This is a genomic window from Microcella sp. (assembly GCF_046293215.1).
Classification (GTDB): domain Bacteria; phylum Actinomycetota; class Actinomycetes; order Actinomycetales; family Microbacteriaceae; genus Microcella.
In genome coordinates this window covers 17,590-40,683 of sequence record NZ_JBKBPI010000008.1, presented here as the reverse complement: position 1 = coordinate 40,683, position 23,094 = coordinate 17,590, and the positions used below count along the sequence as shown (strand labels likewise).

Genomic DNA, 23,094 nt, shown 5'->3' with positions numbered 1-23,094 from the left:
CAGCGGATGCGCGTCATCCGTCGCGCGACGGATTGTGCGCTTCTCAGCCGTGTGCCTCCGCGTCGTCCAGCCGGGCGACCACGCCGTTGAGCTGCTCCGCGGGCAGCTCCCAGAGGGCGACAACGCTCTGCGCGAGGGCATCGACGACTCCCTCGTCGTCGAGAGCGCGCACCACGAAGGTGACGGCGGCGGCCGGCTTCTCGGTGACGCGCCAGCCATTCGCGATGGCGGCAACCCAGGTTTCGGCAGCGGCCTTGAGGGTGACGTAGTTCACCATGCCCCAGCGGGGGGCGCCAACAGAGGCCGAACTGACGATGGCGAGGCGCCCGGCGTCGGACGCGCCGAGGTCTGCCCGCAGTTCGCGCGACGCGACGCGAAGGGTGGTGAGCACGCGGTGTTCGAGCCACGCCCAGTCGTCGTCGTCGGCACCGGGCCGCCAGCCTCCGACCAGGTGGATGAAGCCGTCGATTCCGCCGCGTCGCTCACGGAGGTCGGCGGCAAGCGAGGCGACGGCGGATGCATCACCCAGGTCGATCGCGTGCGTCTCGGCCGCGGCGATCTTTTCGAGCGCGTCGGGGCGCGAGGTCACCGCGACGACGTGCGCGCCCGCCGCGGTGAGCGCTGCGCACACCTCGCGTCCGGCGACTCCGCCTGCGCCGCCGACGACGACGGTGCGCCCGGCGGCGCTGGTGGGGGCAGCCGGGGGTGCGCTCTGCTCAGCCATGATCGAGGAGCCTACTCGTGCTCACCGGGTGCCCGGGAGGTTCTGAGCGGGCAGCACTTGGAGCGACGCCGCGGAACGGACCCGGCGTCGCTCCAAGCGACCACAGCGGGGCATCGGAGGATTCGTTGCTCCCTCACGCGACACGGCTGGGGGGCATACCTGTTGTCGCGCGTCTCCACATGGTGACCCATGAGATTCGTGAAAGCCACAACACCTATTCGGCACTGTTCGCATTTCGAACCTTCCCGGCGGGCTCGACGTGCGGCGCGACCGGCTAGGTGTCGGAGCGTCCGGTGATTCCTGCGGTCGACTCGATCACGCTGGCCATCTTCTTCTGCAGCGCCTCGTAGAACATCGACAGCGGGAACTCGTCGTCCATCACGAGGTCGGTCCAGCCCTTGAGCGGACCCTCGAGCACCTCCTGCGGCAGCCCCTTCGCCCACTGCGAGGCGGGGTGCGGCGTCAGGGTGGAGGACACGAGCTCGTAGGCGGCGAGCCAGTGGGCGCTCTTCGGTCGGTCGATCGAGCGCCAGTAGAGGTCGTTCACCGCATCCGACAGGGCAACGACCACGTCGGGCACGTGCTCCCAGTCGATGGCGAGCTGGGTGTCTGTCCAGTGCAGAACGCCCTTCTGGTGCATCCAGGCGAACAGCAGCTGGCCGCCGACGGCGTCGTAATTGCGGATGCGCGTGCCCGTGATCGCAAAGCGGAAGATGCGGTCGAAGATCACCGCATACTGCACCAGCTGCGCGTGCTGCCGGGTGACCTTGTCGGTCGCCTCGTCACGCACGAGCGCCACGGCCTCGCGGAACGCGGTCAGGTCGCAGCGCAGCTCTTCCAGCGAGTAGAGGAAGAACGGCATGCGCTGCTTGATCATGAACGGGTCGAACGGCAGGTCGCCGCGCATGTGGGCGCGGTCGTGAATCATGTCCCACATCACGAAGGTGCGCTCGGCGAGCGCCTGGTCGTCGAGCAGTTCGGCCGCGTCGGCGGGCAGCTCGAGCTTCGTGATGTCGGCGGCGGCGCGCAGCACGCGCCGGAAGCGGGCGGCCTCGCGGTCGGCGAAGATCGCCCCCCAGGTGAACGCCGGCAGTTGCGGCGCCGCGCCCTCGGGCGCGCCGGCCGGCACGCGCGGGGTCACGGCGACCGACTCGGGAAACAGCACGGCCGAGTTGGTGTCGTATCCGGGGGTGAAGTCGGCGAAGCGCAGGCCGAGGTACAGCGGGTTGCCGTACTTCGTGGCCTCGAGCTCGGCGACGAAGTCGGGCCAGATGACATCGAACACGACGGCTTCGACGAGCCGGTCGCTCGAACCGTTCTGCGTGTACATCGGGAAGACGACGAGGTGGGCGACGCCGTCGCGACGCTCGGCCGCGGGGGCGAAGGCGTCGAGCGCGTCGTAGAAGTCGGGAACCCCGAAGCCGCTGTCGCGCCAGCGCTCGAAGTCGGTGGCGGCGGCGTGCAGGTACTCGCTGTCGTAGGGGATCAGCGGCGCGAAGTGGCGCAGGGCCTCGACGATGACCGCAACGTGTCCTGCCGCCTCGCCGTGTGCATCCGCGTCGGGGATGGAGCCGTCTTTGATCTGGTGCGGGCGGATCGCGATCGCGGCGGCCTTCAGGGCGGCCCACTGCGGGTCGGCGACGATCTCGGCGGCGCTCGGTCCGGCGACGGTCGAGGTGGTGCCAGCCGCGCCGACGCGGGCGTCCTCCACGACCTCGGGCTCTCCGATGATGCTGCCGGCCGCGCGGGTGCTGGTGCGCTGGGCGGTGTCGGTCATGGTGTCCCTCCCGTCGAACGATCGATTACCGGGCGCGAGCGCGCGCCCCCTTCGAGGGTACGGGGATTTTCACCGTTTTTGCTTGCCGGTGACGCAATAAACGTGCAGTAAGGAGGCGGAGCACGCACTTTTCAGCGCGCTCCACCGCGTCGGCGCAGAATCTTTTACTGCGTGCCCTGCTCGATGATGACGTATTGAATGGTGAAGCCCTCCGCCTCGTTGGGAAGGGCCGACACCGACACTTGGTACGTGTCGTTGATATAGCTGCGGGTGACGAAGCCGCCGAAGTTGGCCTCGGTGTCGAGGGTGTAGCCGGCCTGCTCTAGTTCGGCGTAGGCCCGGTCGACCGCACTCTGGCCATCGACCACGATGGACGCTGTCCAGTTGCCGGGGCTCGCGACCGCGAACACGACGTCGCCGGGTGGGGTCGGCACGTCGCTCGGCCAACTCGACGGCAACTGCCCGCCGTCTTGCCCGGGCAGCGTGACGTCGACGTTCTCGCCGAGTTCGTTCTCGATGAGGCCCTCGACGCCGCCCTGCACCACGTTCTCGACCAGCCCGTCGAGCGGGTTGGCGAAACAGCCCGACAGCGATACGGCGGCGGCGACGGCGATCGTGGGCAACGCGAGGATGCGATAGCGGGGCATGAGTCCTCCTTGGGTGGGTGGTGTGGCTCGATGCGCCGCTTCCAGTCTGCGTCGTGAATGCGGCATTGACCAGGTTTTTCTGCCGCGAGAGCACTCACGGTGCCTGCTGTGCACCGGGAGGTGCCTCGCGGTGCTTCAGACTGGTGTCGTGCTCGGAGTGCTCACGGGGTTCGCCATCATCGGCGCGGTCGTGGCGACGGGCTACCTGGTGGCGCGCATCCGCCTGCTGCCCGACACCGCGCAGCCGGTGCTCGGTCGCCTCGCCTTCTTCGTGCTGTCGCCGGCGCTGCTGTTCACGGTGCTCGCCGAGGCCGACACGTCAGAACTGTTCTCGGCGCTCTTGCCCGTGTCGATCGCGGCCGCCGTCGCGTGCTTTGTGCTGTACGCGATCGTGGCGCGCGTGCTCTGGCGCCGCGCGGTCCCCGAGACGACGGTCGGGGCGCTCGCGTCGGGGTACACGAATGCGAACAACATTGGGTTGCCGGTGGCCGCTTACGTGCTGGGCGATCCGGCGCTCGTTGCCCCGGTCATCCTGTTTCAGCTGGTCGTCGCGGGGCCGCTCGCCCTGACGGTGCTCGACGTGTCGACGAGCGGGCGGGTGTCGCTCGGCCGCATCCTCAGCCAGCCGGTGCGCAACCCGATCATCATCGGGTCGGTGCTCGGCGTCATCGTGTCGGTGACGGGGCTCGAACTGCCCGACCCGGTGCTCGAGCCGTTCCGGCTCATCGGGGCCGCGGCCGTGCCGGTCGTGCTGCTGCTGTTCGGCATGTCGTTGCACGGGCGCCGCGTGCTCGCGGCCGGCACCGGTCGGCGGGATGTTCTGCTCGCGCTGGTGCTCAAGGTGGCCGTCATGCCCGTGGTCGCCTGGGCGGTCGGCGCGCTCGTGATCGGCCTTGAGGGGGCAGCGCTGTTCACCGTCGTCACGCTCGCGGCGCTGCCGACGGCGCAGAACGTATTCGTGTACGCCTCGCGCTTCGAGCGGGGCACGACGATCGCCCGCGACGCCGTGCTGCTGTCATCGGCGCTGTCGGTGCCGGCGCTGATCGTGATCGCGGCGTTCCTCGCGCCCTAGGGCGAGCATCCCGCCGTTCGCCCGGCCGCGCCGGCGAACCGTACGCCCTAGAAGATCATCGGCCGGTCGTCGTCGTCTTCGTCCTCGTCCACGAGGTCGACGACGACGGGCACGTGGTCACTGGGCGCGTCGCCCTTGCGCTGCTCGCGCTCGATGTGGGCGCTGTCGACGCGGTCGGCGAAGCCGCGCGATCCGAGAATGAAGTCGATGCGCATCCCCTCGTTGCGGGGGAAGCGCAGCTGCTTGTAGTCCCAAAACGTGTAGCCCTCGGGCTGGTGCGGCCGCACGACGTCGGTCAGCCCCGCCTCTTCAAGGGCGGCGAACGCCTCGCGCTCGGCGGGTGAGATGTGCGTCGAGACGCCGGGCACGAAGCTGGGGTCGCCCATGTCGTCGTCGAGCGGGGCCACGTTGAAGTCGCCCATCAGGGCGAGCGGATGCGCGGGGTCGGCCTTCAGGGTGCGCGCGGCATCGTCGGCGAGCGCGCGCAGGAAGCGCAGCTTGTACTGCATGTGCGGGTCGTCGAGGGCGCGGCCGTTCGGCACGTAGAGGCTCCAGAGCCGCATGCCAGCGACGGTGACGCCGAGGGCGCGCGCCTCGAGCGGGGCGTCGTCGCCGTCGTGGCCCTTCAGGAACCCGGGCTGCCCCGCGAACGAGGTTTCGACGTCGGTCATGGGCAGGCGGCTGGCGATGGCGACGCCGTTCCACTGGTTGAGGCCGTGCGCGATGACCTCGTAGCCGGCGGCCTCGAAGCCGTCGAGCGGAAACTGTTCGGGCTTGCACTTGATCTCTTGCATGGCGAGCACGTCGACGTCGGCGTTCACCAGGTAGTCGACGACGCGGCCGTGCCGGGTGCGGATCGAGTTCACGTTCCAGGTCGCGATGCGCATGGAATCACCCTAGTTAGAGTTGTATCCGTGACCGATGTGCGCCAGCAGCTGATCGACTTCATCCGCGAGGAGGCCGTGTTCCACGGCGACTTCACCCTGACGAGCGGTAAGAAGGCCAGCTACTACATCGACCTGCGGAAGGTCAGCCTCGACCACCGCGTCGCCCCGCTGATCGGCCGGGTCATGGTGCCGCTGGTTGACGAGTTCGACGACATCGCCGCCGTGGGTGGCCTCACGATGGGCGCCGACCCGATTGCGGCTGCCGTGCTGCACCAGGGCGCCGCGCTCGGCCGCACGTACGACGCCTTCGTCGTGCGCAAGGAGCCCAAGGATCACGGACGTGGCAAGCAGGTCGAGGGCCCCGACCTCGCCGGCAAACGCGTCGTTGTGTTGGAAGACACCTCGACGACGGGCGGGTCGCCGCTGACGGCGGCCCGCGCGCTCGAGAAGGTCGGCGCCGAGGTGGTTGCCGTCGCCGTCGTGGTAGACCGCGCCACCGGAGCCCGCGAGGTCATCGAAGAGGCCGGCTACGCGTACCGCGCCGCCATTGGCCTGGAGGATCTCGGCCTGGCATGACCGAGACGCTGTCATGACGGAGAACACGGGTCGCCCGCCGGGCGCAGACGACGACGAGGATGCTCGGGGCGAGCCCCCGGCGGAAGGAACGTCACGCTCGCCGCTCGCCCCGTGGCACCCGAGCGACGAGCGCGCTCAACCGCCGGTTGCGCCGCCCGCTGCGCCTTCGGTTGCGCCGCCCGCCGCACCGCCGACTGAGCCACCCACCTTCACCGAACTGATCTCGCAGGCGGCCGACCCGGCCGAGCCCGCCCCTCCGTCGCCGCTGATCGAGCCGGTGCTGCCTCCGCCGGCGATTCAGCCGCCGCCCGCGCTCCTCCACCCGCAGTCGCCGGCGATCGTTCCCCCCGCCGGGCCTCCGGTGCCCCGCGTCGAAGACATTCCCACCGAGGCGATGCCGGTCATGCGCGAGCCGGCGCCGACGGAGGCGATGCCGGCCGCCGAGGTGCCGAGCGACGCGGCGACCGAGCTGCTGCGCGCGCCGTCACCGCCCGGCGTGGGCGACGCCCCGATCGACGGGGATGTCGACGGCGACGCGCTCGACGCCGTGTTCGGCGAGCAGAACTTCCGCGAGTACGAGCCGACGCCGCTGCTGGTGCCCCCGCCGTCGGCTGCTCCCGCCGCTGCGGCGAGCGTCCCCCCGGCGGGCCCCGCCGGGGCGGCTCCGTTCGGCGGCGTGACCCCCGCGGGCGCGGCGGCAGCCCCGGGAACCGGCGCTGTTGCCGGTGACGCGCCCCGAGCATCCCGCCTGGATCGCACGCAGCGCACGCTGCTGTGGGTGGCGGGGTCGCTGGCGGCCATTTTGGCGCTGATCGGGCTGTTCCTTCTGGGTACGCGCATCCCGGAGTGGACGGCCGCCGAGCCGGAGCCCGAGCCGACGGTCGAACCTCTGCCCGAGCCGGAGCCCGAACCCGAGCCCGACCCGCTGGAGGGCGTGCCCGACGGGGTGCCGCTGCCGGCCGGCGAGTGGGAGTGGTCGCTGCTGCGCGGCGGCGAGTGCCTCGACCCGTGGGTGTCGCCGTGGGAGGAGCAGTTCACCGTGGTCGACTGCGCCGAGCCGCACGCCGCGCAGCTGATCCTGCGGCAGGAGTTTCCGGAGGCGCCGGCCGAGTATCCGGGGCCGGAGGCGCTCGCGGCCCCGCTGTCGCTGATCTGCTCGTCGCCCGACGTGCTCGACTTCACGGCGGCCGCCGCCTATGACGACATTCAGATTCAGACCGCCTACCCGGTCACGGCCGAGGAGTGGGACGGGGGCTACCGCGACTTCTTCTGCTTCATCTCGCGGGCCGGGGGCGAACCGCTCGAAGGAAACCTGTCGCTCGTGGCGCCGACGGCGGACGCCGGCGAGTAGGGGTTGCTTGCGCAGAGGGGCTAAGCGGTCTCCTCAGCCGGGCAGCCCTGCCCCGTCTTGCTCCTCGGTTTCTACAGGCTCGGGGCTGACAAGCTCGTGCACGCCGGCGAGCACCTCGCTCGGGCGGAACGGATAGCGCTCGATCTCGGCCGTGTCGCTGATGCCGGTCATGACGAGCACGGTGTGCAGTCCGGCTTCGATGCCGGCGACGATGTCGGTGTCCATGCGGTCGCCGATCATGCCGGTGTTCTCGCTGTGCGCGCCGATGCGGTTCATCGCCGAGCGGAACATCATCGGGTTCGGCTTGCCCACCACGTAGGGCTCCTTGCCGGTGGCCTTCGTGATGAGGGCGCTGATGGCGCCCGTCGCGGGCAGCACGCCGTCGGCGCTGGGGCCGGTCGCATCCGGGTTGGTGGCGATGAAGCGGGCGCCGTTGTTGATGAGGCGGATCGCCTTCGTGATCGCGTCGAACGAGTAGTTGCGGGTCTCGCCGACGACGACGTAGTCGGGGTTCGTCTCGGTCATGATGAAGCCGGCCTCGTGCAGGGCCGTCGTGATGCCCGCCTCACCGATGACGAAGGCGCTGCCGCCCGGCATCTGGCTCGCGCAGAAGTCGGCGGTGGCGAGCGCGGAGGTCCACAGCGCCTCTTCGGGAACGTCGATTCCCGAGGCACGCAGCCGCGCGGCGAGGTCGCGCGGGGTGAAGATCGAGTTGTTGGTGAGCACGAGGAACGGGGTTCCGGTGTCGCGCCACTGCTGGATCAGTTCGGGGGCTCCGGGCAGGGCGTGGTTCTCGTGGACGAGCACCCCGTCCATGTCGGTCAGCCAGCATTCAACGTCGCGGCGATCGCTCATGAGGTCAAGGCTAGTCGCCGAACCTTTCCCGTTCGATGCCGAGCCGCTTCTCAATGGTGACCAGAGCATCCGGGTTCTCATCGATGCTGAGGCTGCGCCGCCCGAGCGCGCGGGCCACGGCGGCGGTCGTGCCGGATCCGGCGAAGGGGTCGAGTACGAGGTCGCCCTCGCGACTGGAGGCGGTGACGATGCGCCGCAGGATGCCCTCGGGCTTCTGGGTCGGATAGCCCGTTTTTTCGCGGCCGGAGGTGGTGACGATGGTGTGCCACCAGACGTCGGTCGGCAGCTTGCCGCGCGCCGCCTTCTCGGGCGTGACGAGCCCCGGGGCCATGTACGGCTCGCGGTCGACCGCGTCGGAGTCGAAGTGGTACCGCTTCGGGTCTTTCACGTAGACGAGGATCGTGTCGTGCTTCGTCGGCCAGCGCCGGCGGCTCTTCGCCCCGTAGTCGTAGGCCCAGATGAGCTCGTTGAGGAAGCAGTCGCGGCCGAACAGCAGGTCGAGGGCGACCTTCGCGTAGTGCGCCTCGCGGTAGTCGAGGTGCAGGTAGAGCGTGCCGGTGGGGGCGAGCAGCCGGTGCACTTCGGCGAGCCGCGGGGCGAGGAAGGCCTCGTAGTCGTCGAAGCGGTCGGCGTACTGCGCCTCGCGGTCGACGTGCATCGTGTAGCTGGTGCCGGCGTAGCCGGTGCGCGCGCCTTCGGGGTCGCGCTCGTGGCGGGTGACGCGGCGCAGTTGCGCGCGTCCCGTGTTGAACGGAGGGTCGAGGTACGCGAGGTCGACGCTCTCGTCGGGGAGGGTTTGGAGGAGGGGCAGGTTGTCGCCGGCGAATAGGCGGTGCGGATGCTCGGGGCTCGATAGCAGGGACGGGTCGCGGTGCGCGGTGGTCGCCTCGCCGCCCCGTGAATCCTGCTGGTCGCCGTCCGCTGCCATGGGGTGAGGTTAACAGCCGGAATGGACGCTGCCGGACAGTCACTTCAGGTCGACGCCAGAGGAGCGAGGGTCGCTGAAGCACGCCGTGAAGCCGGCCACCTTCAACCACTCGTCAGGCCCAACCTCGTCGACGTAGATGGCGACTCGCATGCCGTTGGCCTGCTTCACCTCTACGAGGTTCAGCTTGTCCGTCGTGTCGTCCATGGACCGCTTCACGGTCCACCCGTCGCGTCTGTCGAAGTGGGCGGCAATGCGCTCAAGGATGTCTTCCGGGTCGGCGGCGGGGTGAAGAAGGCCCCCGCTGCTGTTGCGCACGAGGATGGACAAGGATTCGCCCACGCACGGACCGGCGGAATGGTGTCTCCACTCGCTCGGCATAGGTGCGGTGAGCTCGGTGGGCTCGATCAGCTCCATGAGTTCGTTGACCGCTTCCTTGTGCTCGGACAGTGCGACCCTGGCCGTACGGTCTGTGCCGTCGTATGCGGAGCGGGGGTCTGAGGCGATTGCGCCGAACGGTAGCGCGGTGCACGCAGCGAGGGTGGCGACGACCGCGAGCACGATGGAGGCGTGCACCACGCGCGTGGGGAGGGCGTTCACGGTGGCGCGGGCTCGGTTGCTGTCTGCGCTCATGGACGTCCCTTGCTCGGTTGCCGTTATCGCGTGCTCGAGTGGGGGCGACGGTAGCGCACCGACGGCGCGAGGGTGGGTGGCCCGTGGTCGTTTGTGGACGGACCGCCGGAGACGTGAGCTGTGGATTACACCCCGGTCTCGGCGGGGAGGCGGCCCGCGGCGACCGCCTTGTGGAGGGCCTCGTAGTCGGCTTCGGCGACGTCGGCGTAGCGGGCCGACCAGGTGGCGATGGCGTCGGCGAAGGCTCCGGAGCGGCCGAGGTAGCCGACGATGCTGGCCGAGGCGGGCGACTGGCCGTGGGCGCGGGCGAGCAGGCCGGCGCACAGTTCGGCGTAGCGCGTGTACTGGGCGGCGTTGAGGGTGGCCGGGTCGATCGACCCCTTCATGTCGCGGAACTGCCGCCAGTAGTAGTCGACGCGTCGGCGCCCGGCGTCGTCGCCGGCCCAGCCGTTGACCCAGCCGACGAAGGGGTCGGAGGTGGATTGCAGGATGCGCTGGGCGGCGACCACGCGGTGGCCTTCCGAGTAGTCGGTGCTCGCCGAGCGCCCGGGGATGAGCGCGGGCCGGCCTCCGTAGGTGGTGAGCACGGAGGGCGGCGCCTCCTTCGCCTGGAGGAAAAGCACGTCGCCGGCGGCGCTTTCGAGGGCGATGAGGTAGCAGCGGGTGCCGACGCTTCCGACGCCGACGACGCGCAGGGCGTAGTCGACGAGCGTGTACTGGCCGAGCAGGTAGGCGATGTCGTCGCGCAGGGTGTGGCGGTAGTGGGTTCGCAGCTCGCCGAGTTCGTCGAGGCTGGCGTGGTCGACGTGCTGCAGGATCGGCGGCTGGTCGTCGATGCGCAGCCGCCCGTCGGTCGTCGTCGTGGTGAGTGTGGCGAGCACGCGCTCGGCGGTTCGGCCGCGGGCTTTCTTGGCGGCGCGCTTGACGGTGCGCGTGCCGACGGCTTCGAATTCGCGGGCGACGCGGGAGGAGTCGACGCGGGCGAAGTAGCGCTCGGTGGGGCTGAGGCGGCAGAAGCGGCGCAGCACGGTTTGGTACATGGCAGCGGCGTCGTGGGCGGCGGCCTGGCAGGTGTCGTCGCTGAGGCCGATGTCGCGGCCGCCGATGTAGACGCTGGCGGTGAGGCGCCGCACGTCCCACTCCCAGGGGGCGACGCCGCCCTCGTCGAAGTCGTTGAGGTCGAAGACGAGTTCGCGTTCGGGGCTGGCGTAGAAGCCGAAGTTCGAGATGTGGGCGTCGCCGCAGGCGACCACGTCGAGGTTTGTCGTGGGGGCGTCGCGCAGGTCGGCGGCCATGACGGCGGCGGTTCCGCGGTAGAAGGCGAACGGCGATTGCAGCATGCGCCCGATGCGCACGGGCACGAGGTCGGGCAGGCGGGTGGCGTTCTGCTCGGTGAGGATCGCGATCGGGTCGCGGTCGCGGGGGCTGTACACCTCTGCGAGGGATGCGCGCGGTACCTCCCGGCGGAGCGCCCGCCCCCGCTCGCGGCCGTGCGCGCTCGGGTCGAGGTAGTCGGTGGCCGTCATGTCGCGACGCTACTCGTCGTATGCCGTTGCGGCAATGGGTCGGAGGGTCTGCCTGTCTCGTACATGCCGACCGCGTGGGGTTCGGCGGAACAGTCATCACCCCGACGGCAGCGCGTGCGCGGGTTCGGTGCGGTAGGTGCGGCCCGAGGGCGCCGTCCAGAGCAGGGTGCCCCCGCCGTCGTGCTGCACCCGCCAGCGGGTGTGATGTTTGAGCCGGTGGTGGCTCGGGCAGAGGTGGGCGAGGTTGTCGGCGGAGGTTGTTCCGCCGTGCTGCCAGTCGCGCGTGTGGTCGACGTCGCTGTGGGATGCCGCGCGCCCGCACCCGGGGAACCGGCAGTACTCGTCGCGCACCCGCAGCCACATGCGCAGGTCGCGCGGAACGACGTATCGGTCGCGCCCCACCGACAGGGTCGCCCCGGTCTCGGGGTGGGTCAGGACCCGGATGAAGCTCGGCGCCGCCGCCGCGAGCCGCCGCGCTTCCGCGTCGGAGATCGGACCGTGGCCTTCAACGCTCGCGACCTCGGCGGTGTCGTGCCCGAGCAGCGTCATGACCGGAACGGTCACGAGAACCGTCGGGCGGATGCCCGTGCCGGTTCCGTGCGCCGGCATCACACCGTCGAACAGCAGGTCTCGGAACACGTCGGCCCGACGCTGAGGGAGGGTGCGGTCGTCGCTCACGCCGTCGCCGGCTGCGCCGTCACCACGAACAACGCCAGTATCGCTGCCAACGCCATCGCTGCCGCCAACGCCGGCGCCATCCCCGCCGCTCCCCGCCCCTGCGACGCTGTCGGCCCCCCGGTCGATGCGGCCCAGCTGGTTCGCGATGTCGCTGATGCGGTTGTAGGCGGCCCACGCGTCGGCGGCGGGGAGGTAGGCGGTGAGGTAGGCCATGCCGTCGCGGGCTGGCTCGACCCAGACTCCGCGCTCGGCGACACGTTCGGCGCAGCGGCGCTCGCGGGTCATGGGTTCGAGGCGCTCGCGCAGCCGACGAGCCCGCTGCCGGAACCGCCCCGGGCTGGTCGTCTCAGCATGACGCAGCGCCCGCCGCTCGAACTCGGCGACTACCTCTGCCGCGGACGGCAGTTCGCCCGCGTCATCGGAGCTGGCGTCGACAGCCTCCGCGAGCATCCGGTCGCGCTCGTCGACGACGCTCGACATGGTTGACGCCTCGTCGACCATGGCGGCCGCGTGACCCAAAGAGATGCGGCCGGCGGCCAGTGCCTCGCGGGTCGCGGGGAGGCGGGTGGCGAGCGCGCGGCTCTGCTCGATGAGGTCGGTGGCCTGACGTTCGCTGATTCGCATCGCGCAGGCGAGCTCGCTCGCGGCGACGCGGTGGGCACGGGTCTCGGCGTTCCACCCGTCGGCAGAGCGCGGCGCTGGCAACGGGCGACCCGCGGCCGCATCGGTGAGCCGCTCACTGTGCAGCACATTCTCGAACAGCTGGTTGATCGCGGTGGCGCGCATCGCGTGCACGCTTGCGACGACCCGGTCGGTCGCGAGGATCGCGTCGAGCAGCTGGTCGGTCGCCCCGCCGGCGAGGTTCGTCAGCGCGAGCGGGTCGGGGGTGGTCATGAGAGAAGTGAACCAGTGACCACCGACATTGCGACGGGCGTGCATCCACACCCCCGACGGTCTGTGAAAAGCAGGATGACCGGGCAATTTGTGAAGGAGCCGCCACCTCCCCACGGCCTCATCCACACTCGCCATCGACTCCCCGCTCGGCGCCGCACCTACGCTTGACCCATGCCTGCCGACCCGCCCGCCGACCCGCCCGCCGACGCGCCAGGGAACCCCGCACAGAACTCCACGCGAACCTCCGCACAAGACCCCGAACCCACCCCCACCCCCGAGCACACCACCCACGGCGTCGGCCCGCACCCGCTGCCTCACCCCACCGACCCGCACTTCGACCCCGAACTGCTCACCCACGGCGACACTCGCAACGTCATCGACCGCTACCGCTACTGGCGGATGGAGGCGATCGTCGCCGACCTCGACACCCGCCGTCACCCGTTCCACGTGGCGATCGAGAACTGGCAGCACGACCTCAACATCGGCTCGATCGTGCGCAGCGCGAATGCGTTCCTCGCAGCCGAGGTGCACATCGTCGGCCGTCGTCGTTGGAACCGCCGCGGCGCCATGGTCACCGACCGCTACCAGCACGTGCGCCACCACGAGACGATCGCCGACCTGGTCGACTTCGCCCGCCAGAACGCGCTGCCGATCGTCGCGGTCGACAACGTCGACGGATCCCGCCCGGTCGACGCCACCCCCCTGCCCAAGGCGTGCATCCTGCTGTTCGGGCAGGAGGGCCCGGGGCTCAGCCCCGAGGCGCTCGCCGCGGCCGACGAGGCGGTCGAGATCACGCAGTACGGGTCGACCCGCTCGATCAACGCGTCCGCCGCCGCCGCGATCGTCATGCACGAGTGGGTCCGGGCGCACGCGCGCGGGGAAGCTTCTGATGCCTGACGTTCCTGACGAGGCCTGGCGGCGCCTGCGCGAGATCGACGCGTGGTGGCGAGCCCTCCCCTCGCCCGATGGCGCCGACGTTGCGCAGACGGAATGGATCGACTCGATCCCGGCCAACACCTGGCAAGAGATGCAGGACGGCCAGGCCACCGCGATCTCGGAGATTCGGGCGGACGCCGAGCTCATGACCGCGCTCCGGGCGGTTGCGCGCGAGGCGGACGACCCTGTCGAGCTCGCTCTTCTCTATACGGTGCTTCGGGATGCCGTTATTGATTACCAAACGGACCCCGCTGCGATCGCGGGCGACCCCCGCGTGGACTGGGATGCGCGGACGATGGAGACGCGCCTGTCGGTCTACCTCCCCGAGGGGACGTTGCTCGGTGACAGTGGTGACAGCGGCGACAGCGGCGACAGCGAGCTGCCGGCCCTTGACGCCGCCGATGAAAGCGCCCGCGAACTCACTCTCATCGGCGGCACGCCCACTCGGTTCCCTGGTCTTGCCGATCCGCCCGGCAGCGAGTTCCTGCTGCAGTTCGACTGCGCGGTCCTCCGTCGGGCCGCCGGGCACGAGGGTGTCGCTCGCCTCATTCGTGAGAATTCGCTTCCGCGCCAGGGCGTGCTGCAGCTCTTCTATGCGGCGGGCCGCGACTCGCTCACGACTCCCGAGGTGCCGGGTGGCGGGACCACACTTCGCCACGTGAGTGAAGCGGCGGTCCGTCGGCGGGCACCCGGCAGTGCCGCGGGTGGCGCATCCGGCTGGCCGATGGTGCTGCCCTCGTTCGGAGCCTCGATCGAGGCTTCCCCCCGCGCACGTGAAATCGTCGGGGAGCTGCAAGTCGAATCCGACCAGCTGGCGCGCAGCGTGTTCCCCGACGAGAACTTCGACGCCGAGTTCGCGCGCAATCCCTTCACCGCGCGCGTTCGACCCGTTACTCGCCTGTTCCCGCTGCCGTCGCCGGGCTTCGAGCTCACGTCGGCAGAGCTTTCGCGTCTTCACGTCCAACTTCCGCTGGTCGAGCCCGACGACGCCCACGTTCTGTTCGTCGAGGTCGCGCCGAGTCACGCGTTGGGCGACCTCCTACGAGACGACGAACGTCTGCACGTCTGGCTACGCCGCTCCGATGTGACGAACCGCCGCTATGTCGACGTCGTGACATTCCGAAAGAGCTCGCCCGCGCATCCGCGCCCTTGACGCGCCCCGCCCGCTCCGGTGGACTGTCGGCATGACCGCGATCACCGACGATCTGCCCGCCCAGCTCATTCACGCCGAGCATGAGGGGTGGGACGCGATCTGTCGCGGAGACGGCGGCACCTTCTACTACACGGCGATGACGCCCGACGGCATCATGATCGTCGACGACGGGGTCATCGAACGCGACGCGGTGATGGCCGCACTGCAGGGCTCCACCTGGGATTCGTACGAGATGAGCGAGCACCGCGTCGTGCGGCTGGGCGACCGCGCGGCGATCCTCGCGTACCGGGCGAAGGCGTCGCGCGGCGACCACCACATCGACCGCCGCATGTCGACCACGTACGTCTACGTCGAGGGACGCTGGCGGGTGGCCGCCCACCAGCAGACCCGCGTGCGGTAGCGCGAACGGCGCCTAGCTCGCCGGCCGGCCACCCGATTCGGGATGCGCATCCCGCCCCGTCAGCGCACCTTCCGCACCCGGATCGGCCCCTTCGCCGTCGACGGGTCGACCACCCGGCCGCCCTGGGTGATCTCCACCTCGCCCGCCGCTACCAGTCTCCGCGCCGCACGCCGGGCGGGTTCCATCAGCTCGCGCCACGGCTCGTCGCCCGGCAGGCCGCGGGCGGCCGCGACGGCGCGCGCCGCCTCCGACGGGCAGATCGTTGCGGACGCGGCACGAGCATCCAGCAATGATCGGATGCTCGCCTCCAGTTCGCGATCCACCTCACGCACGCCGCGGGCCCGGCACGCGTCGCTGCAGTACTTCACGCTCGCCCAGTCGCGCGCCCACGTGGCGCGCCACTCGATACGCCGCCCGCAGGAGGCGCAGGTCTTGTCGGCGCGGCCCTCGGGCGCAGGAGCCGCGGAGTCGGCGCGATCGCGCGCGTCGCGCCCTGGCCGCTGTCGTCCCATGGGTACAGGGTGCGGCACGCACCTGCGACGCCGCTCAGCGACTCCGCCGCATCCGCGCGAGCAGCAAGCCCACGCCGGCGACCACTGCGACCACCACGGCCGTGCCGCCGAACAGCAGCGCCTGCCCGCCGGCCTGGTACGCCACCCCCGAGACGGCGGCCGCGACGGTGGCCGCCGCGAGCCCGATGCCGCGCAGTAGCCCTTGCGCCGTTCCGGCTCGCGCGGGGTCGACCGCGTGCGCCATGGCCGCGGCGGCTCCGACGAAGGCGAGCGCCTGCCCGGTCGACTCGATGAGTCCCATGCCGGTCGCGACGAACGGGTTGCCGACCACCGCGTACAGGGCGATCATCGGCAGCAGAATGATGAGCCCGCGCCAGAACGCCGACACCCCGCCGCGCCGGTCGGCGAGCCGCCCCGCCCAGCCGGCGAGCAGCACGTACGGCACGGCGAAGATCGCGTAGCTCGCGGCGATCAGCACGGGCCCCGCACCGATGTCGGCCATGTAGCGCGGCCAGATGCCGTCGTATGCCCCCGTCGGAATCATCACCGCCGCGTACAGCAGCACGATGCCGACGATGCGCGGCGAGCGCAGCAGGTCGAGCCCCGTGCGCGGTGCCGCCGAGCCGAACCGCTGCGTGCGGTCAGCGTCGGTCACGTCGAATCCGAGCACGCCGGCGGCGATGCCCCCGGTCTCGGGATGCGCGTGGTCGCCGTCGAAACCGGTGCGGCTTCGCGACGGTTCGGCGTCCGTCGCCGCCGCCTCTCGGAACCCGAGCAGCACCGGCACGAGTGCGAGCATGACGACACCCGCCGACACGGCGAGGATCGCACTCGGCCCGGCGATGGCCAGCGCCAACCCCGACGCCAGCGGCCCGAGCGCGATGCCGGCGAGCTCGCCGGCGCCGAGGCGCCCGAGCAGTTCGCCGCTGCGTGCGTGGTCGTGCCGCACGAGCAGGGCGCTCGCCGCGATGACGAAGATGCCGAATCCGAAGCCGCCGACGGCGCGCCCGGCGATCAGCTGAAGCCCGCTCGTCGCGAGGGCGCTGAGTGCGAGCGACCCAGCGACCATCACGACGCCGATGATCGCCATGAGGCGCGCGTGCCCGCGGTCGGCGGCGGGCGCGACGATGAGTTCGGCGATGAGGGCCGCGCCGAAGCCGGCGGCGGCGAGGTAGCCGATCTGCGCGGTCGAGACCCCGAGATTGTCCTGCAGCGACGGGATCAGCGGGAAGATCACGAACGACGCCGCCGACAGCGTCACCATGGCGCCGACCACGCTCGGGACGAGCAGGCGGGCACGCCGCGCCTCTCGCTGCTGCGCGTTCACGATCAGACACCTTTCCTTCGTTATTGTCCAACTGGACAACACACTAGCACCCCGTTATCCACCCGGACAAGACCCCGCGCTACCGCCTATGCTCGACGCATGGCCGAGCGGAAGACGTCTGATGAGCGGCGCGAGCAGATTCTGCGGGCGACCCTCGTCGTCGTCGCCCAGAAGGGCTTCGCCGGCGTGACCCTGCGCGACGTCGGGGCCGAGGCGGGCATCGCCCACGGGCTCATTCGCCACTACTTCGCGGGGCGTGACGAGCTCGTCGCCGCCGCCTTCGACTACGCGGTGACCGCCGAGCTCGCCAGCGACCACGCGCTGCTCGACGGCCTCGAGCCGGTCGCCGCCCTCGCCGGCTGGCTGTCGGCGACCCCCGAAAACCACTACCTGGTGTGGATCGACGCGTGGAGCGAGGCCCCGCGCACGCCCGCGCTTGCCGCTGCGCTCGACCGGCACCATCGCGACTGTGAGCGTATCCTCGCCGATCAGATCGCGCGCGCGGTCGCCACCGGCGCCGCGTCGAGCGACAACCCCGACGAGGATGCTCGGATGCTCACCGCCATCGCGGACGGCGTCGCCGTGCAGCACCACGCCATGGGCATCGTCGACGTCGACGAGGCCAACGCGATCGTGTTCGCCGCCGCCGAGCAGCGCCTTGGCCTCGAGTCGGGCAGCCTTGCCCGCGCCAACCCGGTGCCCGCTCGCGGGCAGTGGGCCGAGGTCTGATCGGCGCGAGCGACCGCCCTCCGCCCGAATCGGCCCCGAGCATCCCCGATAGACTCAGGAGTCATCCCCGTCTATTCGAAAGGGACCAGCCATGCCTGCCGCTGTCATCATCGGCGCCCAGTGGGGCGATGAAGGAAAGGGCAAGGCGACCGACCTGCTCGCCGGGCGCATCGACTACGTCGTCAAGTTCAACGGCGGCAACAACGCCGGCCACACTGTCGTCATCGGCGACGAGAAGTACGCGCTGCACCTGCTGCCGAGTGGCATCCTCACCGACGGGGTCACCCCGGTCATCGCGAACGGCGTCGTCATCGACATCGAGGTGCTCTTCGGCGAGCTCGAGGCGCTCAGCGCCCGCGGCGTCGACGTCTCGAAGCTGCTCATCAGCGCGAACGCGCACGTCATTACGCACTACCACCGCACCCTCGACAAGGTGACCGAGCGCTTCCTCGGCAAGCGCCAGATCGGTACGACGGGGCGGGGCATCGGGCCGACGTACGCCGACAAGATCAACCGGGTGGGCATCCGCATTCAAGACCTGTTCGACGAGAACATCCTTCGTCAGAAGGTCGAGGCGGCCCTCGACCAGAAGAACCACCTGCTCGTGAAGGTGTTCAACCGCCGCGCGATCACCGTCGACGAGATCGTCGACGACCTGCTGTCGTACGCCGAACGCCTGCGCCCCATGGTCGCCGACACGGCGCTCGTGCTGCACGAGGCGCTCGAGCGCGGCGAGACGGTTCTGTTCGAGGGCGGTCAGGCCACCATGCTGGATGTTGACCACGGCACGTATCCGTTCGTCACCTCCTCGAACGCCATCGCCGGTGGCGCGTCCACGGGCGCCGGAATCGGCCCGAACCGCATCGACCGCGTCATCGGCATCGTCAAGGCGTACACGACCCGCGTCGGCGCCGGACCCTTCCCGACCGAGCTGTTCGACGAGTCAGGCGAGTTCCTGCGCAAGACCGGCTTCGAGTTCGGCACGACGACCGGCCGCCCGCGCCGCTGCGGCTGGTACGACGCCCCCATCGCCCGCTACACGGCGCGCATCAACGGCGTCACCGACTTCGTCATGACCAAGCTCGACGTGCTGACCGGGCTCGAGCGCATCCCCGTGTGCGTCGCCTATGAGGTCGACGGCGAGCGGTTCGACGAAGTGCCCGTGTCGCAGAGCGACTTCCACCACGCGACGCCGATCTACGAAGAGTTCCCCGGCTGGTCGGAGGACATCACCGGTGCGCGAACGTTCGAGGACCTGCCCGAGAACGCGCAGAAGTATGTGCTCGCCATCGAGGCGATGAGCGGCGCGCGCATCTCGGCCATCGGCGTCGGCCCGGGCCGCGACGCGATCGTCGTGCGCCACGACCTGCTCGACTAGGGCGAAGGTTCGGCGCTTCGCGCGCGGTAGTGCACCCGGGCCCGGCGCATCCACCGGTTGAGCGGCAGCTCTTTCGGGTAGTGCTTCGCGAGCGAATACACGCCGCGCCACACGCGGTAGGCCATCGAACGCTTGGAGTCCATCGGGCGGGCCGAGACCGGGATCGTGAGCCGCGCATCCCGAACCACGACCGCCTGTGGCGGCAGATGGATGCTCAGATCCATGTCGTCGTGGACCGTCGCGTCGTGGCGGCACACCTCGCCGCTGATGCGCTCCCACGCCCAGCGCCGAATCGCCATCGCCGAGCCGAACACCGGCTCGTGGGCGAGGGCGAGGCGCACGAGTGCGAAGTAGGGGTCGAGGTAGGCGCGGCTCGCGTGCGGGCGCTGCTCACCGTCCTCCGTCTCGAGCACGCCAGAGCCCGTGACCGCAACCGCCTCGGGATGCTCGGCGAACACCCCGACGACGTTCTCGATCCAGCGCTCGTGCGGCACGCTGTCGGCGTCTAGCCGTGCAATGAAGCGGCCCGAGGCGGCGTCGTAGCCGGTCGCGCTCGAGATCGGGATGCCCACCTCGGTCTGCGTGATCACGCGCGCGCCCGCCTGGTGGGCGACCACGGCGGTCGAATCGGAGCTGTCGTTGTCGACGACGATCACCTCGCGCGGGCCGACCGTCTGCGCGGCGAGCGCGTCCAGGCAGCGGGAGAGGAATTCGGCGTCGTCGCGCACTGGAATCACGATCGACAGGTCGGCGATCGGGCGGTCGGAGCCGCCGCGCGCCACCTCGGTCGGACCCGTGTCGGCCGCGGACGGCAGAGCGGAATCGGAATACATGGTCACCGAGCAGAGTGCACCCGAGGGGGTCGTGTCAACCCCCCCTCGTTTGGCCTGTGCCGGGGCATAGGGTCGCCCCCATGACCATCACCGCGGGCGCACGCCCCCAGCACGACCGGGGCGCGCCGGCCACGCCCGGCACCCACGACGACGCCGGCCTGAGCGCCGCGGAAACACCCGTCAGGCCTGTCGCCGCGCGCCAGCCCATGCGCCTCCCCCTGCCGCGCGGCCCCGTCAGCGCCGCCCTCTTCGCCGTGATCGGCTCACCGGTCGGCGCCCCGCCGATCGTCTCCGACCTTCCCGAGCAAATCGACCGCGCCGTTGGCGCCAGCGGCGACATCCTCGTCGACGGCGACCTGCAGTTGAGCCTCTTCGTGCTCTACGAGCTGCACTACGGCGGTATCGCCGGCGTCGACGAGCGGTGGGAGTGGGATCCCGCGCTGCTCGCCTGCCGGGCCAGCATCGAGGCCGGCTTCGAGGCGGCGTTGCGCGAGCGCGTCGACGCGCCGACCCTGCCCTCCGGGCGCGACGCCGAGACCATCGCTCAGACGCTGTTCGCCCTCACCGCCGAAGGCGACGAACCGGGGCTCAGCCACTACGTGCGCACGGAGGCAACCCACGACCAGGTGCGCGAACTGTTCATCGCCCGCTCCATCTACACGCTGAAGGAGGCCGACCCGCACAGCTGGGCGATCCCCCGGTTGAGCGGACGCGCCAAGTCGGCGCTCGTCGAGGTGCAGTCCGACGAGTACGGCGCGGGCCGCGTCGACCGCATGCACGCCGTGCTGTACGCGCGGGCCATGCGCGGTGCCGGGCTGGAGACGCAGTACGGGCACTACCTCGACCAGGTGGATGCGCGCATCCTCACCTCCGTCAACACGATGAGCCTGTTCGGCCTGCACCGGCGCCTGCGCGGTGCCATCGCCGGCCACCTCGCCGCGTTCGAGATGACCTCGTCACTGCCGAACCAGCGCATCGCCGCCGGGCTGCGACGCCTCGGCTACGGCGACGACGTCGTCGACTACTTCGACGAGCACGTCGAAGCCGACGCAGTGCACGAGCAGATCGCCGGGCGCGACCTCGCCGGCGGCCTCGTGGAGGCCGAGCCCGAGCTCGCGGCCGACGTGCTGTTCGGCGCCGCGGCCTGCCTGGCCGTCGACGGCTGGGCATCCGAGCACATGCTCGCGGCGTGGCAGGACGGGCGCAGCGGTCTGCGGCCGGCGCCGCGCATCCACCGCGCGACGATCAGCGTGCCGAAGCGGCGCATCCCGTCGACGCGGCGCGTGATAGGCCGCGGTGCCTGAGCCGCAGCGAAGCCGGGACGCGCAGTGCCCGCCCCACTTTCGTCGCTCGCGGCGATACGCAGGCACGGACGCGGAGCTCGCCGCATGAGCGAGGAACCCGTCGAAGTGTTCGCGTGCCCCAACGGACCCTTCCTCGTGCGGGGCGACATCTCCCTCGACGTCGACGACGCGGAAAACCCCGGCGGGGGTGCTCAGCGTGACCAGCGACGGGTCGTGGCGCTGTGTCGGTGTGGGGCGTCGAGCATCCGGCCGTACTGCGATGGGACGCACAAGGTGATCGGCTTCCGGACAGTGCCGCCCGCGCGGTAGAGACGATTAGGCTCGGCGTATGGACGACGCCGCCCGCACAGAGCTCGCCTCGCTGCGCAAAAGCATCGACAACATCGACGCTGCCCTCGTGCACCTGCTCGCCGAACGGTTCAAGTGCACGCAGGCCGTCGGCCGCCTCAAGGCGGCGACCGGCATGGCTCCGAGCGACCCCGAACGCGAGCGCGTGCAGATCGCCCGGCTGCGGGCGCTCGCCGAAGAAGCCGAGCTCGACCCGGCCTTCGCCGAAAAGTTCCTGACATTCATCGTCGCCGAGGTCATTCATCACCACGAGCAGATCGCCGGGCAGACGCCGCACGCTGAGTAGGCCGCGTACCCGTTCTCAGGAACGGTGGGCCGTCGGCCGCTGAGTCGGAAGCGGTGTCGGCGCGCGCTGCGGGGGTGCGCGTGACGTTTCTCAGGAATAGAGGGTGCGACGCGGCCCGGTTGCCGCGAATTCTGGGGGCCGCGGGGCCTGAACTCCTGAGAAACGTCACGGGCCTCGGTCGCGGGTTTCGGACGTCGCGCCCGCGCCGGCACCCGAGTGGTGCGGGGAGGGCGACTGGCGGCAGTAGTGTCGGCTCGTGAGCGACGAACGTACGGCCGGCGGAGGCGACGGCGACGAGGCCGAGCGGCTTCCCGCACCGGCGACGGCGGCGGGCGCGCTGGGACCGGCCGAGCCCGCAACGCCTGCGCGGCCGGCGGGCGGTGGGCGAGCATCCGGTGACCTGCACATCGCGCTGCAGTTCACGGCCGCGGGCGTCGTGTGGGGCGCCAGCTTCCTGTTCATCGCGGTCGGTCTCGAGGGGCTGAGTCCCGCCCAGATCGCGACCGGGCGCACCGTGTTCGGCGCCCTCACCCTCGGCGTCATCGTGCTCGTCACGCGCGAGAAACTTCCCCGCGAGTGGCGCATCTGGGCGCACATGACGGTGGTGGCACTGACGCTGTGCGTCTTCCCGTACCTCCTGTTCGGGTGGGCGCAGCAGTCGGTGTCGAGCGGGCTCGCGAGCGTGTACAACGCGACGACTCCGCTGATGACGGCGCTCATGGCCGGGCTCGTCATCCGGGTGGAGCGGCTCACGCGCGAGCAGATCCTCGGGCTGGTGGTGGGCCTCGCCGGGGTACTCGTCATCATCGCGCCGTGGGCGGGCGTCGACCTGCGCGGCGGGGTCGTGCCGCAGCTGGCGCTGCTCGGCGCGACCGCCTGCTACGGCTTCAGCCTCGCCTACCTGCGTCGGTTCCTGCAGGGCACGGGGCTGAGCGGCGTCATGCTCGCGCTGCTCAACGTGGGCATCGCCGCCGTCATCATGCTCGCGGTGACGCCGATCATCGGCACCGACCCGATCACGCTCGACATCTGGATCGTCGGCAGCATCGTGCTACTCGGCGTCTTCGGCACCGGCCTCGCCTATGCCTGGAACCAGAACGTCGTGCGTGCCTGGGGCGCCACCCGCGCGGCGACTGTCACCTACATCTCTCCGGTCGTCGGTGTCGCGCTCGGCATTCTGGTGCTCGGCGAGGTGCTCGTCTGGAACGAGCCGGTCGGCGCCGCGCTGATCTTCCTCGGCATTCTGCTGGCGCAGCGCCGCCTGCGGCTGCCGCGCCGGCCACGCTGAATTGCGGATGCGCGGGGAGCGTTTCCTGCACTACGTCACGCTCCGCCTTCGCGTC

General features: G+C 70.7%; 24 protein-coding genes. 12 read left to right on the top strand and 12 right to left on the bottom strand.

Going from position 1 to position 23,094, the window contains the following annotated elements:
- Window positions 1-43: 43 nt before the first annotated feature.
- The 3 genes from ACK4SC_RS08375 to ACK4SC_RS08365 form a co-directional block, all read right to left on the bottom strand.
- Window positions 44-724 carry an SDR family NAD(P)-dependent oxidoreductase gene (locus ACK4SC_RS08375; RefSeq protein ID WP_409617011.1) on the bottom strand — a complete coding sequence of 227 codons (681 nt, stop codon included), beginning with the start codon at window positions 722-724 and terminating at the stop codon, window positions 44-46.
- A gap of 274 nt (window positions 725-998) precedes the next feature.
- Entirely contained in the window at window positions 999-2,501 is a 1,503-nt protein-coding gene (locus ACK4SC_RS08370) for a DUF6421 family protein (RefSeq protein ID WP_409617009.1), read from the bottom strand.
- Window positions 2,502-2,665: 164 nt separating this feature from the next.
- A complete protein-coding gene (locus ACK4SC_RS08365) occupies window positions 2,666-3,148 on the bottom strand; it encodes a hypothetical protein (RefSeq protein ID WP_409617008.1) in 483 nt (160 codons plus the stop codon).
- A 148-nt stretch (window positions 3,149-3,296) separates the two neighbouring features.
- Here ACK4SC_RS08365 and ACK4SC_RS08360 point away from each other — a divergent pair, with 148 nt between their 5' ends.
- The gene (locus tag ACK4SC_RS08360; protein ID WP_409617164.1) at window positions 3,297-4,220 is read left to right on the top strand and encodes an AEC family transporter; all 924 of its coding nucleotides are present in this window, start codon (window positions 3,297-3,299) and stop codon (window positions 4,218-4,220) included.
- Between the two features lie 47 nt (window positions 4,221-4,267).
- Here the strand turns inward: ACK4SC_RS08360 and ACK4SC_RS08355 are convergent, their stop codons facing one another.
- Window positions 4,268-5,107 carry an exodeoxyribonuclease III gene (locus ACK4SC_RS08355; RefSeq protein ID WP_409617006.1) on the bottom strand — a complete coding sequence of 280 codons (840 nt, stop codon included), beginning with the start codon at window positions 5,105-5,107 and terminating at the stop codon, window positions 4,268-4,270.
- A 27-nt stretch (window positions 5,108-5,134) separates the two neighbouring features.
- Here ACK4SC_RS08355 and pyrE point away from each other — a divergent pair, with 27 nt between their 5' ends.
- Window positions 5,135-5,683, top strand: coding sequence for an orotate phosphoribosyltransferase (gene pyrE / locus ACK4SC_RS08350; protein WP_409617004.1), 549 nt, complete (start codon window positions 5,135-5,137; stop codon window positions 5,681-5,683).
- 13 nt (window positions 5,684-5,696) lie between these two features.
- Window positions 5,697-7,034, top strand: coding sequence for a hypothetical protein (locus ACK4SC_RS08345; protein ID WP_409617002.1), 1,338 nt, complete (start codon window positions 5,697-5,699; stop codon window positions 7,032-7,034).
- Between the two features lie 33 nt (window positions 7,035-7,067).
- Here the strand turns inward: ACK4SC_RS08345 and ACK4SC_RS08340 are convergent, their stop codons facing one another.
- The 5 genes from ACK4SC_RS08340 to ACK4SC_RS08320 form a co-directional block, all read right to left on the bottom strand.
- On the bottom strand, window positions 7,068-7,889 hold the full coding sequence (locus ACK4SC_RS08340) for an HAD-IIA family hydrolase (protein ID WP_409617000.1): 822 nt from the start codon (window positions 7,887-7,889) through the stop codon (window positions 7,068-7,070).
- Window positions 7,890-7,899: 10 nt separating this feature from the next.
- Complete coding sequence (locus tag ACK4SC_RS08335; protein WP_409616999.1) at window positions 7,900-8,817, bottom strand: DNA-methyltransferase; 918 nt, start codon at window positions 8,815-8,817, stop codon at window positions 7,900-7,902.
- Between the two features lie 39 nt (window positions 8,818-8,856).
- Entirely contained in the window at window positions 8,857-9,447 is a 591-nt protein-coding gene (locus ACK4SC_RS08330) for a hypothetical protein (protein ID WP_409616997.1), read from the bottom strand.
- Window positions 9,448-9,572: 125 nt separating this feature from the next.
- Window positions 9,573-10,973 (bottom strand): DUF2252 domain-containing protein, encoded by a 1,401-nt coding sequence (locus ACK4SC_RS08325; RefSeq protein ID WP_409616995.1) that lies wholly within the window; start codon window positions 10,971-10,973, stop codon window positions 9,573-9,575.
- Between the two features lie 96 nt (window positions 10,974-11,069).
- Window positions 11,070-12,545, bottom strand: coding sequence for a DUF222 domain-containing protein (locus ACK4SC_RS08320; RefSeq protein WP_409616993.1), 1,476 nt, complete (start codon window positions 12,543-12,545; stop codon window positions 11,070-11,072).
- A gap of 171 nt (window positions 12,546-12,716) precedes the next feature.
- Here ACK4SC_RS08320 and ACK4SC_RS08315 point away from each other — a divergent pair, with 171 nt between their 5' ends.
- The 3 genes from ACK4SC_RS08315 to ACK4SC_RS08305 are packed head-to-tail and all read left to right on the top strand — an operon-like array spanning window position 12,717 to window position 15,034.
- Window positions 12,717-13,442, top strand: coding sequence for a TrmH family RNA methyltransferase (locus ACK4SC_RS08315; RefSeq protein WP_409616991.1), 726 nt, complete (start codon window positions 12,717-12,719; stop codon window positions 13,440-13,442).
- On the top strand, window positions 13,435-14,634 hold the full coding sequence (locus ACK4SC_RS08310) for a hypothetical protein (protein WP_409616989.1): 1,200 nt from the start codon (window positions 13,435-13,437) through the stop codon (window positions 14,632-14,634). The genes ACK4SC_RS08315 and ACK4SC_RS08310 overlap by 8 nt, the downstream gene beginning before the upstream one ends.
- 31 nt (window positions 14,635-14,665) lie before the next feature.
- Window positions 14,666-15,034, top strand: a complete 369-nt coding sequence (locus tag ACK4SC_RS08305) for a nuclear transport factor 2 family protein (RefSeq protein ID WP_409616987.1) — start codon at window positions 14,666-14,668, stop codon at window positions 15,032-15,034.
- Window positions 15,035-15,093: 59 nt separating this feature from the next.
- On the opposite strand, the gene ACK4SC_RS08300 is transcribed toward ACK4SC_RS08305, so the two are convergent.
- Both ACK4SC_RS08300 and ACK4SC_RS08295 read right to left on the bottom strand, forming a co-directional pair.
- A complete protein-coding gene (locus tag ACK4SC_RS08300; RefSeq protein ID WP_409616985.1) occupies window positions 15,094-15,546 on the bottom strand; it encodes a DUF3253 domain-containing protein in 453 nt (150 codons plus the stop codon).
- A 34-nt stretch (window positions 15,547-15,580) separates the two neighbouring features.
- Complete coding sequence (locus tag ACK4SC_RS08295) at window positions 15,581-16,873, bottom strand: MFS transporter (protein ID WP_409616983.1); 1,293 nt, start codon at window positions 16,871-16,873, stop codon at window positions 15,581-15,583.
- Window positions 16,874-16,972: 99 nt separating this feature from the next.
- On the opposite strand from ACK4SC_RS08295, the gene ACK4SC_RS08290 reads away from it, so the two are divergent.
- Together ACK4SC_RS08290 and ACK4SC_RS08285 are read left to right on the top strand one after the other, a co-directional pair.
- Window positions 16,973-17,602 (top strand): TetR/AcrR family transcriptional regulator, encoded by a 630-nt coding sequence (locus ACK4SC_RS08290; protein ID WP_409616982.1) that lies wholly within the window; start codon window positions 16,973-16,975, stop codon window positions 17,600-17,602.
- 91 nt (window positions 17,603-17,693) lie between these two features.
- The gene (locus ACK4SC_RS08285; protein WP_409616980.1) at window positions 17,694-18,980 is read left to right on the top strand and encodes an adenylosuccinate synthase; all 1,287 of its coding nucleotides are present in this window, start codon (window positions 17,694-17,696) and stop codon (window positions 18,978-18,980) included.
- Here the strand turns inward: ACK4SC_RS08285 and ACK4SC_RS08280 are convergent.
- Complete coding sequence (locus ACK4SC_RS08280; protein ID WP_409617162.1) at window positions 18,977-19,813, bottom strand: glycosyltransferase family 2 protein; 837 nt, start codon at window positions 19,811-19,813, stop codon at window positions 18,977-18,979. The two genes, ACK4SC_RS08285 and ACK4SC_RS08280, sit on opposite strands and share 4 nt — an antisense overlap.
- An 80-nt stretch (window positions 19,814-19,893) precedes the next feature.
- Here ACK4SC_RS08280 and ACK4SC_RS08275 point away from each other — a divergent pair, with 80 nt between their 5' ends.
- From ACK4SC_RS08275 to ACK4SC_RS08260, 4 genes are all read left to right on the top strand, one after another.
- Window positions 19,894-21,117, top strand: coding sequence for an iron-containing redox enzyme family protein (locus tag ACK4SC_RS08275; RefSeq protein ID WP_409616979.1), 1,224 nt, complete (start codon window positions 19,894-19,896; stop codon window positions 21,115-21,117).
- A gap of 84 nt (window positions 21,118-21,201) precedes the next feature.
- A complete protein-coding gene (locus ACK4SC_RS08270; RefSeq protein WP_409616977.1) occupies window positions 21,202-21,426 on the top strand; it encodes a CDGSH iron-sulfur domain-containing protein in 225 nt (74 codons plus the stop codon).
- Window positions 21,427-21,445: 19 nt separating this feature from the next.
- Window positions 21,446-21,751 (top strand): chorismate mutase, encoded by a 306-nt coding sequence (locus ACK4SC_RS08265; RefSeq protein ID WP_409616975.1) that lies wholly within the window; start codon window positions 21,446-21,448, stop codon window positions 21,749-21,751.
- Between the two features lie 256 nt (window positions 21,752-22,007).
- Window positions 22,008-23,039 (top strand): DMT family transporter, encoded by a 1,032-nt coding sequence (locus ACK4SC_RS08260; protein WP_409616973.1) that lies wholly within the window; start codon window positions 22,008-22,010, stop codon window positions 23,037-23,039.
- Window positions 23,040-23,094 lie beyond the last annotated feature (55 nt).